A 13,655-nucleotide genomic window follows, 5' to 3' on the forward strand; every position below is an offset into this window, starting at 1 on the left:
GTGTGGGGGTGGGGTGTACGGCCGTGGCTGTGGTCGGGGGCGTCCTGCTCGTCCTGGTCGTGAGCGCCATGGTGTCGATCCAGGTCGCGGACCGGAAGGCCGAGCGGGAGGCCCGGGGTCAAGTGGCGTCGTCCGTGGCTCTGACACGGGATGGGCTCACGCGGGCGGCCGCCGACGGCGATCTGGTGGACACGGAGATCCGGCGGGCCGTCGCAGGCGGGCAGAAGAGCGGGGGCGAGATCCGGCGGGACGGTCGGAGGGTGACGGTGACGGTGCGTTACTACGGGTTCGCGGGCGTCATGTTCGGCGCTTCCGGCGACGCGCGCGGCTGCTACCGCTTCGAGGTGGTCCCGGCCGCCCGGGCACCGTCCGTCTCCATGCGTGAAGTGCCGTACGACGCCTGCCGTTACGCCTCCCGGTTGCTCGCCTCTGCTCCCGCCGACGTCGCTGAGGACGTCAGCGCAGAGTTGCGTACGGCGGTGGCGACCGGGGGAGTGGGGGGCGCGCGGACGGCGGATGTGTGGCGGACGCCGGGTGTCCGCGTCCAGGACATCGAGCTGACGGGAGGCCGGCTCGTCGCCCTCGTGTGGCTGTCGGGTGCCGGGAGGAAGGGCCCGGCCGTCGAGGACTGCTACGAGTTCCGCGTAACGAGAGACGCCGACGACGCTGTCTCCGTCAGGAAGCTGAAGCCGGACGGCTGTTACCGCCTCCAGCGATAGAGGGCTGCGACGTGAAGTCGGAGCCGGAGTGAGACGCGGTCGCGTGCGGCTCGTGGGCTCGGGCGCCGGCCGTTGGTTCGTGGGTCGGGGGCGCGCCTGGAGGTCTCCGTCCTCGGTCCGGCGGTGCTGTGGGGGAGCGAAGGGCTCGGCGGCGGACGCCGACCGCTGCGGGCGGACGCCTCCCGGCACACCCCCTGCGGTGCGTACGCGGCTGCAGGGTGCGTCGTGGTGCGGGTGCGGGTGCGGGTGCGGGTGCGCGGGGGCGACGGTGCGTTGTGATGCCGGGCGCGGGCACGGCTTTTCAGGGGCGCCGGGCTGTGTCGATTTGCGGCTCCGCCGCGTGGGCGCGACAAGCTACAACGAACCCGCAGTCGCCCAGAGACAGAACCCGGCAGACGCGATATTGGCTCGCCCCGCCGGAGGCGCTTCGCTAGCGTCTCCGGCATGACGGACATACACGGCATGTGTACCGATCAATTCACCCCCGTACGCGACGCGTTGGCAGCAACGCTGGCAGACCGGGACCTGGGCGCCTCCGTGGCGGTGTACGTGGACGGGGAACCCGTGGCCGACCTGTGGGGCGGATACGTGGACGAGGCCCGTACCGTCCCGTGGCAGCGGGACACCCTCGTCAACGTCTGGTCCACCACCAAGACCATGACGGCCCTGTGCGCACTGATCCTCATCGACCGCGGTGAGTTGGACCCGGCGGCACCCGTAGCCGAGTACTGGCCCCAGTTCGCCGCCGCGGGCAAGGAGAAGGTGCAGGTCAGGCATCTGCTCGGGCACACGGCGGGGTTGCCGACCTGGACGGAGCCCATGACGGTCGAGGACCTGTACGACTGGCCGACCGCCACTGCCCGGCTCGCCGCGCAGGCCCCGGCCTGGGAGCCGGGCACCGAGGCCGGCTATCACGCTCTCACCCAGGGATATCTGGTCGGAGAGGTCGTCCGCCGCGTCACGGGCCGTACTGTGGGCGCCTTCTTCGCCGAGGAGGTGGCAGGTCCCCTCGGTGCCGACTTCCACATCGGGCTGGACGCCGAGCACGACCACCGGGTCGCCCCGGTGTTTCCGCCGCCGGCGCCCGACGTCCCCGAGCCGGTGTCGCCGAGTGAGGGGCCCGGCAATCCGCCCTTGCCGCCGACCACGGCCAACACCACCGCCTGGCGGCGCGCCGAGATCCCGGCCGCGGGCGGGCACGGCAACGCCCGCTCGGTCGCCGCAGTGCAGTCGGTACTGGCGTGCGGAGGTACGGCACGCGGCGTACGGCTGCTGTCGGAGGCCGGCTGTGAGCGCGTGTTCGAGGAACAGTTCCTCGGCGAGGACCGTGTGCTGGGCGTCCCCCTGCGGTACGGGCTGGGGTACGGACTGCACAGCGGCCAACTGCCCAACCCGCGCAGCTGCTTCTGGGGCGGCTGGGGTGGGTCGATGGTCCTGGTCGATCTCGACGCCCGGATGACGGTGGCGTACGTGATGAACCAGATGATCCATCAGGGCTCGCTCGGCGACGACCGGGCTTTCCTGATCCTCGCGGCGGCGTATGAAGGGTTCTCGGCCTGAACTGTGGACCACGGGGGGCGCTACGGCGGAGTGGCAGGCCCCGTGCGAAGATCACTGGCGGCCGCGGGAACCAGAAGCCGGGATTCCCCCTCTCTAGGGTCGGGTGTCGCCCGAAGCTCCCCCCCCGAGGCTGCGGGCGGCACCCGATGACCTGCAACAAGGTGTTCATGCCCTGTGCATGGTCCTGCACGGACCGTCCCGCTGATCATCGGTTCACGACCAACCACCGCCCACCGACAGGAGTTCCGCATGCCCAGCCGTCGCCGTTTTCTCGCCGGGTCCACCGCCCTCGGCGTGACCGGAGCGGCGGCCGGGTGTTCCGTGGGCAAGGAGGTCGGGGGCGGGGACGCGGCGCCGCCCGCCGGGCGCCCGTCCGCCTCGGTCGTGCCCGCCACCCAGCCCAAGGCGCAGCGGCTCAACTTCGTGGTGGTCCTCGCGGACGACCTCGGCTGGGGCGAACTCGGCGGTTACGGCCAGAAGCTGATCCACACACCCCGCCTCGACGCCCTGGCCGCCGAGGGACTGCGGTTCACCGACGCGTACGCCGCCGCCCCCGTCTGCGCGCCCTCACGCTGCTCCCTGCTCACCGGACTGCACAGCGGCCACGCGACCGTGCGCGAGAACCCGTGGGGACCGGAGGGCCAGGGCAGCCTCACCGAGCACGACTTCACCTTCGCGGAGGCACTGCGGGCCCGCGGCTACCGCACCGGCCTCATCGGCAAGTGGGGCTTCGGCCCCGAGGCGCCGGACCAGCCGAGCCACCCCAACTCCCGGGGCTTCGAGGAGTTCTACGGCTACATCACCCACCGCCATGCCCACGACTACTTCCCGGACTACCTCTGGGACAACGGCACCCGGCAGGAAATCCCGGCGAACCGGGACAACGCCCGCAAGGTGTACGCGCCCGACCTCATCCAGAGGCGCTCACTCGACTTCATCGACGCGCACAAGGACGAGCCGTTCCTGCTCTACCTCGCGCCGACGGTCCCGCACGCCCCCAGCCAGGACCCGGACCTCGGCGCGTACGCGTCCGAGCCCTGGGCCCGTCCCGACAAGGCGCACGCCGCCCAGGTCACGTCCTTCGACACGCTCGTCGGCAGCGTCGTCGACCGGCTCACCGAACACGGTCTCGCCGAGCGCACCCTCATCCTCGTCACCAGTGACAACGGCCCCCACGAGGAGGGTGGCACCGACCCCGACCTCTTCGACGGCAACGGCCCGCTGCGCGGCTACAAGCGCAACCTGTACGAGGGAGGCATCCGCGTCCCGCTCATCGCCTGGTCCAAGGGCCGCGTCCCGGCGGGGACCACCGACCGGCCGACCCCGCTGATCGACCTGCTGCCGACGCTGGCGGACCTCGCGGGCGCGCCCGTCCCCACGGACATCGACGGCCTCTCGCTGGCCCCGCTGTTGCGAGGGGCCCGGGGCACCGCCCGCCACGACCACCTGTACTTCTACCGCAACCACAGCGGGGTCACCCCGCGCGCCGACGTCGTCGACGGCGGCCGGGCACGGCGCCTGGCCGAGGCGGTGCGCCGGGGCGACTTCAAGGCGGTGCGGTTCGCGCCCGGTCAGGACCGCCGGGTGCCGGACGACCGCTGGCAGGTCGAGCTGTACGACCTCGTCAAGGACCCCGGTGAGCGGGACGACCTCGCGGCGGTACGGCCCCGTGAGGCCGACACGCTGGTCCGCCTGATGCGTGAGTCGTGGGCCGACACGTACGAGCGCGCGCCCTTCGGTGTCACCCTCGAAGTGGCCCGTCAGGGCGCGGAGTTCCTCGTGACGGCCACCCTCGCCAATGGCTCCGCCCGGCCCTGGACGGCCGCGGGGCTCGCCCTTCAGGCGCCCGATCGGTGGCAGGTGCGTCCGCTCGGGCGGACCTCTGCGGATCGTCTGGCCGCGGGCGGCCGGTTCACCGCCCGTTGGGCGGTCACGCCCTCCGCGGGTGCGCGGCGCGGCTGGCTGACCGGTCGGGGGACGGCCACGCATGCGGGGGTGCCGGTGGCGTATGCGGCACAGGTGGTGGCGGAGTAGGAGCCCAGGGGGTTGGTTCGTCTCGTCTGCCGGGTCCTGTCGGTGGTCGGCTGCGGGTTCGTTGTGGCTGGTCGCGCAGTTCCCCGCGCCCCTTGGAAGCATGGGCGCGCCCGGCATCACAAGGCACCCGGGGGCGGTGCGACCAGTGCACCGGGTCAGCTGCCGGACTCCGGTTGCCACCCCAGCGCCCGGGATATCCCCCGCGCCGCCAGCCGCACCGCAGGTATCAGCACCGGGACCTGCGCGCCCTCCTGCGGCACGACCACCGATACCGCCGCGACGACCGTGCCGTCCTGGCCGCGGATCGGGGCCGCCACCGAGAGGGCGTCGTCCGTGACCTGGCGGCTGCTCACGGCCACGCCGGTGCGCCGGACCTCGGCCAGGACGCGTCGCAGGCGCGCTTCGTCGGTGATCGTGTGCGGAGTGAACGCGGTCAGCGGCCCCGCGCAGTACTCCTCCTGGGACGCCGGGTCGCCGTGGGCGAGCAGGGCGAGGCCGACGCCCGTGGCGTGCAGGGGCCAGCGGGCGCCCACGCGGATGTGGACACCGACCGCCGAGCGGCCGGAGAGCCACTCGATGTAGACGACCTCGCCGCCGTCCCGCACCGCCAGCTGCACGTTCTCGTGCGTCGCCTCGTACAGGTCCTCCAGATACGGCAGCGCGATCTGGCGCAGCGCCAGCCCGCGCGGGGCGAGGGCGGCGACCTCCCAGAGTCGTAGCCCCACGTGGTAGACGCCGGAGTCGTCCCGTTCCAGGGCGCCCCACTCGGTGAGGGCGCCGACCAGCCGATGGGTCGTGGTGAGCGTGAGCCCGGCCCGGCGGCTGATGTCGGTGAGGCAGAGCGCGGGGTGGTCGTGGTCGAAGGCGGCGAGCACGGCGAGCAGCCGGTCGGGCGCGGACCGCGCCGCGGCGGACGAGGGGGCGGTCGGCGTGGACGAGTACCGCAGCGACGACGGTGGCGGGGACGACGGTTGCGGTGTCGGCGACGGGACGGTGTCGGCGGTCATCGGCATGGCATCGGCTCTGTCTCTGCTCGGGTCGGCGCTCTCTCGGTCCGGCTCTCTCGGCTCAGGCTCTTGCCTCGTTCAGCTCAGTTCAACTCAGCTCACTTCGGTTTCAGCTCAGCTCAGCTCGGTCTCGGCGACCTTGTGCAGCAGAGTATGCAGGGTGTCGCGCTCGGCCGGGTCGAGGGCCTGGAGCAGGGTGTTCGTGACGCGCAGCCCGGCCTCGACGGTGTCGCGCAGGAAGGCCCGGCCGTCCTCCGTGAGTACCACGATGCGGCTGCGGCGGTCGTCGGGCGACGGGCGCCGCTCGGCGAACCCGAGCTTCTCCAGGTCGTCGACCAGTCCCACGATCGCGCTCGGGTCGTAGCCCAGCCGGGAGCTCAGCTCGCGCTGCAGCGCGCCCTCTGCGGTGGCCAGGAAACGCAGCAGAGCGTAGTGGCGCAGCCGCAGCCCCGACTCTTGCAGGAACGCGTTGAAGAGCTGCCCCGACCGGAGACCCAGGCGGTACAGCAGGTACCCCGAGTCCGTGTGCAGCGTGCGCATCCACGGCTCCTGTGCGTCGATGAGGGCGGGGCCCACTGCGTTGTCGGTGGCGTGCTGCTGGCCGGCGATGACTGGCTCCCTGGGCCGGGCCCCGGGTGGGGCGGTTCGTACGTCTGCCTCCAGCATGCCGCAACACCGACACGGCAACAACTATTGACGACAACAATGATTGTCCTTAGCTTCGATCTCGTAGCCGTGGCCCCCGGCCCTCCGGCAGCCGTACCTCATCGTTCGAAGGGACCCCCTCGTGCCCAGCATCGATCTCACCGGCAAGGTCGCCGTCGTCACGGGCAGTGGCCGTGGCCTCGGCCTGGCCTACGCACAGGCCCTGGCCGCCCACGGAGCCGCCGTGGTCGTCAACGACATCGACGAGGCCGTGGCCGAGGCCGCCGTGAAGTCCATCACCGAGGCGGGCGGCAAGGCCGTCGCCGAGGTGGTCCCGGTCGGCACCTCCGAGGCGGCGGACCGGCTCGTGAACCGCGCGGTCGAGGAGTTCGGGCGCCTGGACGTCCTGGTCACCAACGCGGGCATCCTGCGCGACAAGGTCCTGTGGAAGATGTCCGACGACGACTTCGACGCCGTGATCGCCACCCACCTCAAGGGCACCTTCACCTGCGCCCGCGCCGCCGCGATCCGTATGCGCGAGCAGGGCGAGGGCGGCTCCCTGATCCTCGTCGGCTCCCCGGCCGGCCAGCGCGGCAACTTCGGTCAGACGAACTACTCGGCGGCCAAGGCGGGCATCGCGGCCTTCGCCCGCACCTGGGCGATGGAGCTGGGCCGCGCGAACATCACCGTCAACGCGATCGTGCCGGTCGCCGCCACCGCCATGACGGAGACCATCCCCTTCTTCGCCCCGTACGTGGAGGCCCTGCGCGAGGGCAAGCCGTTCCCCGACTTCCTGCGCAAGGGCGAGGGCTTCGGCACCCCCGAGGACTGCGCGGCCCTGGTCCCCTTCCTCGCCTCCGAGGCCGCCCGCGGTGTCACCGGCCAGGCCATCGGCATCGGCGGCGACAAGGTGGCACTCTGGTCGCATCCGCAGGAGATCAAGGCGGCGTACGCGAACGGCGGCTGGACCCCCGAGGCGCTCGCCGACGTCTGGCCGGCCTCGCTGGGCGCCGAGCCGGAGACCGTCGGAGTCCCCGCCCCGAAGATCCCGGAGGCGTGATGAACCCCGGAAACCCCGGAAACCCCGAAAGCCCCGGAAAGCCTGGCGACCCCGGCAGTCCCGGAAACCCCGCCATCAACCCCGACGACCTGGTGGCCATCGACGTCCACACCCACGCCGAGGTCTCCTCCAAGGGCACGTCCTCCCTCGACGACGACCTGCACGACGCGTCGTCCGCGTACTTCAAGGTCGAGGGCAAGCGGAAGCCCACCCTGGAGGAGACCGCCGCGTACTACCGCGAGCGGAGGATGGCCGCCGTGATCTTCACGGTCGACGCCGAGTCCGCCACCGGCACGGAGCCCGTCCCGAACGAGGAGGTCGCCGAGGCCGCGGCCGCCAACCCGGACGTGCTGATCCCCTTCGCGTCCATCGACCCCTTCCGCGGCAAGGCCGGGGTGAAGCAGGCACGGCGCCTGGTCGAGGAGTACGGGGTCAAGGGCTTCAAGTTCCACCCCAGCATCCAGGGCTTCTTCCCCAACGACCGCTCGGTGGCGTACGCCCTGTACGAGGTCATCGAGGAGACCGGCACGATCGCCCTGTTCCACACGGGACAGACCGGCATCGGCGCCGGGGTGCCCGGCGGGGGCGGGATCCGGCTGAAGTACTCCAACCCGCTCCACGTGGACGACGTCGCGGCAGACTTCCCGCACCTGAAGATCATCCTGGCGCACCCGTCCTTCCCCTGGCAGGACGAGGCCCTCGCGGTGGCCACCCACAAGCCGGGCGTCCACATCGACCTCTCCGGCTGGTCGCCCAAGTACTTCCCGCCGCAGCTCGTGCAGTACGCGAACACGCTGCTCAAGGACAAGGTCCTCTTCGGCTCCGACTACCCCGTCCTCACCCCCGACCGCTGGCTCGCCGACTTCGACAAGCTCAGCATCAAGGACGAGGTCAAGCCGAAGATCCTCAAGGAGAACGCCGCCCGTCTGCTCGGGCTGACGAAACCGTAAGGGACACCCCATGTGCAACGACGGACAGGGGCAGACACATGCGCAATGAGGGCATCGGGTCGTGGCCCGCGCGCCGGGCCCGCAAGACCCCGCACCGCACCGCCCTGATCCACGGCGACACCACGCTCACGTACGCGGACCTGTACGAGCGCACCACCCGTCTCGCCCACGCCCTGCGCGCCGCGGGGATGCGCCGCGGTGACCGGATCGCCTACCTGGGGCCCAACCACCCCTCGTACCTGGAGACGATGTTCGCGGCCGGGACGCTCGGCGCGGTCTTCGTCCCGCTCAACACCCGCCTCGCCGGACCCGAGATCGCCTACCAGCTCACCGACTCCGGCGCCAAGGCCCTCGTCTACGGGCCCTCGCACGCCGGGCTCGTCGCGGGCCTGCCGGGCAACACGGACGTGCGGACGTACGTCGAGGTCGGCGCCGAGTACGAGGCGCTGCTCGCCGGGGCCGAGAACGAGCCGATCGACCAGCCCGTCACACCCGACGACACCTGCATCATCATGTACACCTCGGGCACGACGGGCCGCCCCAAGGGCGCGATGCTCACGCACGGCAACCTCACCTGGAACGCGGTCAACGTCCTGATCGACCACGACCTGATCGCCGACGAACGCGCCCTGGTCTCCGCCCCGCTGTTCCACACGGCCGGGCTGAACATGCTCACCCTGCCCGTGCTGCTCAAGGGCGGCACCTGCGTCCTGGTCGAGGCGTTCGACCCGGCGGCCACCTTCGACCTGATCGAACAGCACCGGATCACCTTCATGTTCGGGGTGCCCACGATGTTCGACCAGGTGGCCCGGCACGAGCGCTGGGACGGTGCGGATCTGTCGTCACTGCGGATCCTGACCTGTGGCGGATCTCCGGTCCCGACCCCGATGATCGCCAAGTACCAGGAGCGCGGACTGACCTTCCTCCAGGGCTACGGCATGACGGAGGCGGCCCCCGGCACGCTCTTCCTGGACGCCGAACACGCGGTCAGCAAGGCGGGCTCGGCGGGTGTGCCGCACTTCTTCAGTGACGTGAAGGTCGTACGGCCCGACATGGCCCCCGTCGACGTCGGTGAGACCGGTGAGGTCGTCGTCCGTGGCCCGCACGTCATGCCCGGCTACTGGGGGCTCCCCGAGGAGACGGCAGCGTCCTTCACAGACGGCTGGTTCCGCACCGGAGACGCGGCCCGGATCGACGAGGACGGCTACGCCTTCATCGTCGACCGCATCAAGGACATGATCATCTCCGGGGGCGAGAACATCTACCCCGCCGAGATCGAGGACCAGCTCCTCGCCCACCCCGACATCGTCGAGTGCGCGGTCATCGGCGTGCCGGACGAGAAGTGGGGCGAGGTACCGCGCGCGGTGGTCGTCCCCCGTGAGGGCAGTTCGGTGGACCCCGACGAGGTACTGGCCTCGCTGGCCGGGCGCCTCGCCAAGTACAAGATCCCGAAGTCGGTGGTGCTGGCGGACGAACTGCCGCGTACCGCCTCCGGCAAGCTGCTGAAGGCACGGGTGCGCATGCGCTTCGGGAACAGCTGACTCTTCATCAACTCACTTTTAAGGAACGCTACATGAGCATCACCGTGAACGGCATCGACGAGCTCAAGAAGCTCGCGGGCAGCGACCTCGGCGCCAGTGAGTGGATCGAGGTCACACAGGAGCGGATCAACACCTTCGCCGATGCCACGGGTGACCACCAGTGGATCCACGTCGACCCGGAGAAGGCCAAGGAGGGTCCGTTCGGGGCGCCCATCGCGCACGGGTACCTGACCCTTTCGCTGTTCATTCCGCTGTTCACCGAGTTGCTGGACGTCGAGGGTGTGTCGACGAAGGTCAACTACGGGCTGAACAAGGTGCGGTTTCCCTCGCCGGTGAAGGTCGGGTCGAAGATCCGGCTGGTGGCGAAGCTTGCCTCTGTCGAGGACGTGCCGGGTGGGGTGCAGATCACCGTTGACGGCGCGATCGAGATCGAGGGTGGGGCGAAGCCGGCGGCGGTGCTTCAGAGCCTGTCGCGCTTCTACGCGTGAGCGCCGTTGGGCTTTAGGCCGTGGGGAACTGCGCGTCCGTTGTGGCGGCTCGCGCAGTTCCCCGCGCCCCTTTCAGGGGCGCCCCCTCACCTCACTACGTCCACGAAGATCGGGTTCGAGTAGAACCACGTGTCCTCCCACGGGTCGCCGTTGCCCGGCACGTGCGGGATCGGGCCGTGGGGGTCGATCGCGGCGCCCAGGTAGCCGGTGCCGTTGCGCTTGCCGTCGCTGCCGCGCAGGCGGACGTAGAAGGACTCGTCCCCGGCGGTGACCGGGATGCGCAGGGTGTACGTGCCCCTGCGGCCGGACACGTCCACCGTGCGGGTGACCTTGGTGTCGGGCGCCCGCCACTCCTCCCGGTCGGCCACCGGGCCGCGCACCGCGCCCCGGATCAGGTCCACGTGCGCCAACTGGGGCAGGATGCCCTGGGTGTTGGGGCGGGAGGTGGTGGTCACGGTGACGTTCAGCGTGAGCTTCTCGCCCTTGCGGACGCGCAGCCGGCCACCGAGCGTCACACCGGGGCCGCGGTCGCAGTCCCGCTTCAGGTGTACGTCGAGCCCGTCGAGCAGATGACCGTGGTCGAGCCACACCCGGCCCGCGCGCAGGCCCGCCATCACGGCGCGGTAGCCGTAGCGGGTCACGCCCACGTGGGTGCGGCTGAACTGGCCGGGCCAGAAGTCGCCGCCGGGCTGGGGGGAGTCCGTGTTCACCGGGTCGGGAATCCTGCCGGTGTTGTCGAAGTTCTGACCGGGCAGCCAGTCGCCGTTCTTCCACGTGTCGAAGACGACCCGGTGGACATCGGAGTTGGTGGTGATCGTGAACAGCTTGCCCTCGGCGAGCATCGCGTCCCACATGCCGCCGACCGTCGCCGTCATCCAGTCGAAGCCGCCGTACAGCACGTAGGCGTTCTCGGGGTAACCGGCCCAGGAGTTCACGGACGGCTTGTTGGTGTACTCGCCGCGCTGCGAGTCGGGGCCCTCCCAGCCGGGGATGCCGCCGCCCTGTGCGCCGGGCGCGCCCTCCATGCCGATCATGATCTCGGGGGCCGCGTCACGCCAGTTGCGCATCTCGTGCGGGGAGTCGATGCCCAGCCGCATCGGATGGTTCGCGAAGACGAGGACGTCGTCGACGTATCCGGTACGGCGCTGTTCGGCGAGCCACTGGATGGCCTTGACCGCGTGCGCCTCGTTGCGTGCCGTGTTCGGATTGTCCGGGGCGCCGTCCGTGTAGTTGAGCAGCTTGCCGTCGTAGGCCAGCTCGAACTGGGTGAGGACGTCGACCTCGTGGGGGCCGGGCGCGGCGAAGATCGTGCAGTGTTCGGCGGCCGGGATGTACCACTCCAGGCCCTGGAAGATCAGCTGGCGGGGGTTCTCGGCGCGGGCCTTGAGGATCTCCTTGTGCTCCATCGCGGCGCCGTAGTACGCGTGCCCGAAGTTGGAGTGCTCGTTGAACACCATCCAGTCGAGGCCGTACTTGGCGGCCGCGGTGGCCAGCTGGGAGAAGGTGTACTTCGCGTCGTGGCTGTAGACGCTGTGGACGTGGTGGTCGCCGACGAGGTAGGCGAGTCTCGGGTCGTTGCCGCCGTAGCCGTCGGCGGCGGCAGCCTCGGGTATCGCCGCCGAGCCGAGGGCGAACGCGGCGCCGAACAGGCCCGCGCTACGGAGGAGCCCGCGTCGTGAGACGCCCTGGGCGTCGAGGTCGGCGGGGGAGACGGACGGATCGGCCCATGAAGGCAGTTGCTGCTCGGTCATGATGTTCCTCCGGGGTGTCGCGTGATCAATGGTTCATGAAGCTGGTGACGGGCAGCGCCCGTGCGACGATCCGGACGTCACCGAGGCGTCCGTGCAGGATCTGGTCGATCTTGTCCGCGTACTCGTATCCGCCGAGCAGCCAGGGCCGCCCGGACGAGGCGATACCGATCGCGGGGGCGTGCGGGTTGCGGGCCACGGGGCAGCCCTGGACGTACATGACCGTGTGCCGTCCGTCGTTGACCACGGCCAGGTGCCACCAGGTCTCGCGGGCGGTCTCGTCGCCCCAGTTGGTGGCGAGCTGCTGCTGGTTGAGCGGATGGACCGCCCACTGCGGGCCCGGTCCGTCGGAGAGGGACAGCGTGGCGAGCGGCTCGTCCGGGTCGTCCGTGACCGTGCCGACGGAGCCGTTGCGGCCGGTGCGGCTGACCAGTCCGGACCAGGCGTTGTGCGAGGCGTCCCAGTCGGCGGGCAGCCAGTAGAACGCCTCGATGGTGTAACCGTCCTTGAAGGTCGCCGAGTTGAGCGGGGCGCCGTCGACCGTCCTCAGATACGCGCCCTTCAGCGGCGACTTGTAGCCCTGGAACTCCAGGCTGCCGTGGCCGGGCTGGTCGGGGTGGTGGCCGGACGACCAGCCGAGCGTGCCGCCGCCCACCGAGACCACGGTGAGGTCGTTGCCGTGGCCGGACAGGTCGCGGACGGTGCCGGAGACGGGCGACTCGAAGCGCCAGTACGCGGCCGTGCCGGGAATGAGCATCTTCGAGGCCGGACGCGCCGGGCGGGTCGGCACCGGGTCGAAGCCGGAGAAGCGGTCCGCGAAGTCGATCTCCACCGAGAAGCGGTCCGCGTCGCCGCTCAACTCGATCTCCTGCCGCTCCAGCTCGTTGAGGCCCTTCTGGGCCCGGCCGAGGATCCACGGCGAGACCGTCTCCACGTCGATGACGTTCCGGTCCAGGTCGAAGTGGTAGAGGCGGATCATCGCCGCGCCGCCGAAGTAGCGGTTCTGGTAGTTCGTGAGGTGGAGGTGCACCTCGTTGCCCGCCGCGTTCTTGCGGGTTGCCCGGCCCGCAGGCCAGTCGTGCCCGTTCAGGGTCAGGAAGATCTGGTCGTGGTCCTCGATCAGCTGGTCCCACAGCTGCTGACCGTTCGGGGACAACGTGTCGTCCTCGACGACCAGTTCGTGCGTGGTGAGGATGACCGGGGTCTTCGGGTGCCGGGCGATGACGTCCTTCGCCCAGGCATACCCCTTCGCCGACAGCCGCCAGTCCAGCGCGAGCACCAGCCACTCGCGACCTGCCGCCTTGAACAGGTGGTAGGTGTTGTAGCCGTCCGAAGAGGCGCCCCCGAACGTCGGCTTGCTCCTGAAGCGCCGCGGCCCGAAGGTGTCGAGGTAGGGCGTCGCTCCGCGCTGGTCGTCTGTCGAGGACTTCACGTCGTGGTTGCCGGCCAGGACGCTGTAACCGACGCCCCGCCGGTCGAGCAGCTCGAACGCCTCGCCGATCGCGGCGAATTCCTCCTTGGCGCCGTTCTCCGTGAGGTCACCGAGGTGGGACAGGAAGACGATGTTCTCGTCCTTGCCGTGCTCCAGCAGATACCTGAGGGACGCCTCGACGGGCGCCTTGTCGATGCTCGGACCGTCGAAGAGGTACTGGGTGTCGGGCATCACGGCGAGCGTGAAGCGACGGCTGTCGGGGTCGGGCCGCCATCCGGTGGCCGGGGAGGCCGCCGTCGCGGCCTGGGCGGTCGTGGCCGGCAGGGCCACCGCGGCGGCCGCTCCGATCAGTGCGGTCGCCCGCAGGAAGTTGCGTCTGCCGGCGCCCGCCTGGGGCGCCTCCTGGGCATGTTCATGCCCGGACTCGTGCGAGGTGCACACATTGACTCCGTGAGAGGGGAAGTCCCGGAG

The 13,655-nt window shown here is 70.7% G+C and carries 11 protein-coding genes; 7 read left to right on the forward strand and 4 right to left on the reverse strand.

Annotation, left to right across the window (positions count from 1 at the left end; all coding sequences use genetic code 11):
* The 3 genes from FNH08_RS28200 to FNH08_RS28210 form a co-directional block, all read left to right on the forward strand.
* A partial coding sequence (locus tag FNH08_RS28200; RefSeq protein WP_228034399.1) for a hypothetical protein occupies positions 1-719 on the forward strand: 719 nt, incomplete at its 5' end.
* Positions 720-1,163: 444 nt separating this feature from the next.
* The gene (locus tag FNH08_RS28205; protein ID WP_152774350.1) at positions 1,164-2,279 is read left to right on the forward strand and encodes a serine hydrolase domain-containing protein; all 1,116 of its coding nucleotides are present in this window, start codon (positions 1,164-1,166) and stop codon (positions 2,277-2,279) included.
* A gap of 249 nt (positions 2,280-2,528) precedes the next feature.
* On the forward strand, positions 2,529-4,313 hold the full coding sequence (locus tag FNH08_RS28210) for a sulfatase-like hydrolase/transferase (RefSeq protein ID WP_152774351.1): 1,785 nt from the start codon (positions 2,529-2,531) through the stop codon (positions 4,311-4,313).
* Positions 4,314-4,468: 155 nt separating this feature from the next.
* Here FNH08_RS28210 and FNH08_RS28215 read toward each other — a convergent pair whose 3' ends face one another.
* Both FNH08_RS28215 and FNH08_RS28220 read right to left on the reverse strand, forming a co-directional pair.
* The gene (locus tag FNH08_RS28215; RefSeq protein ID WP_152774352.1) at positions 4,469-5,326 is read right to left on the reverse strand and encodes an IclR family transcriptional regulator; all 858 of its coding nucleotides are present in this window, start codon (positions 5,324-5,326) and stop codon (positions 4,469-4,471) included.
* Positions 5,327-5,434: 108 nt separating this feature from the next.
* Positions 5,435-5,986 carry a MarR family winged helix-turn-helix transcriptional regulator gene (locus FNH08_RS28220; RefSeq protein ID WP_194238643.1) on the reverse strand — a complete coding sequence of 184 codons (552 nt, stop codon included), beginning with the start codon at positions 5,984-5,986 and terminating at the stop codon, positions 5,435-5,437.
* A 121-nt stretch (positions 5,987-6,107) separates the two neighbouring features.
* Here FNH08_RS28220 and FNH08_RS28225 point away from each other — a divergent pair, with 121 nt between their 5' ends.
* The 4 genes from FNH08_RS28225 to FNH08_RS28240 all read left to right on the forward strand — a co-directional run bounded on the left by FNH08_RS28225 (position 6,108) and on the right by FNH08_RS28240 (position 10,004).
* A complete protein-coding gene (locus FNH08_RS28225; RefSeq protein ID WP_322725590.1) occupies positions 6,108-7,025 on the forward strand; it encodes an SDR family NAD(P)-dependent oxidoreductase in 918 nt (305 codons plus the stop codon).
* A 74-nt stretch (positions 7,026-7,099) separates the two neighbouring features.
* Entirely contained in the window at positions 7,100-7,975 is an 876-nt protein-coding gene (locus FNH08_RS28230) for an amidohydrolase family protein (protein WP_322725592.1), read from the forward strand.
* Between the two features lie 38 nt (positions 7,976-8,013).
* Positions 8,014-9,516 carry an acyl-CoA synthetase gene (locus tag FNH08_RS28235; RefSeq protein WP_152774353.1) on the forward strand — a complete coding sequence of 501 codons (1,503 nt, stop codon included), beginning with the start codon at positions 8,014-8,016 and terminating at the stop codon, positions 9,514-9,516.
* 32 nt (positions 9,517-9,548) lie between these two features.
* Complete coding sequence (locus FNH08_RS28240; protein WP_152774354.1) at positions 9,549-10,004, forward strand: MaoC family dehydratase; 456 nt, start codon at positions 9,549-9,551, stop codon at positions 10,002-10,004.
* Positions 10,005-10,090: 86 nt separating this feature from the next.
* Here the strand turns inward: FNH08_RS28240 and FNH08_RS28245 are convergent, their stop codons facing one another.
* Both FNH08_RS28245 and FNH08_RS28250 read right to left on the reverse strand, forming a co-directional pair.
* Complete coding sequence (locus FNH08_RS28245; protein ID WP_152774355.1) at positions 10,091-11,755, reverse strand: PHP domain-containing protein; 1,665 nt, start codon at positions 11,753-11,755, stop codon at positions 10,091-10,093.
* A gap of 25 nt (positions 11,756-11,780) precedes the next feature.
* A complete protein-coding gene (locus FNH08_RS28250; protein WP_322725594.1) occupies positions 11,781-13,625 on the reverse strand; it encodes a LamG-like jellyroll fold domain-containing protein in 1,845 nt (614 codons plus the stop codon).
* Positions 13,626-13,655 lie beyond the last annotated feature (30 nt).

This window comes from Streptomyces spongiae, from assembly GCF_009377185.1.
GTDB classification, from domain to species: Bacteria; Actinomycetota; Actinomycetes; order Streptomycetales; family Streptomycetaceae; genus Streptomyces; species Streptomyces spongiae.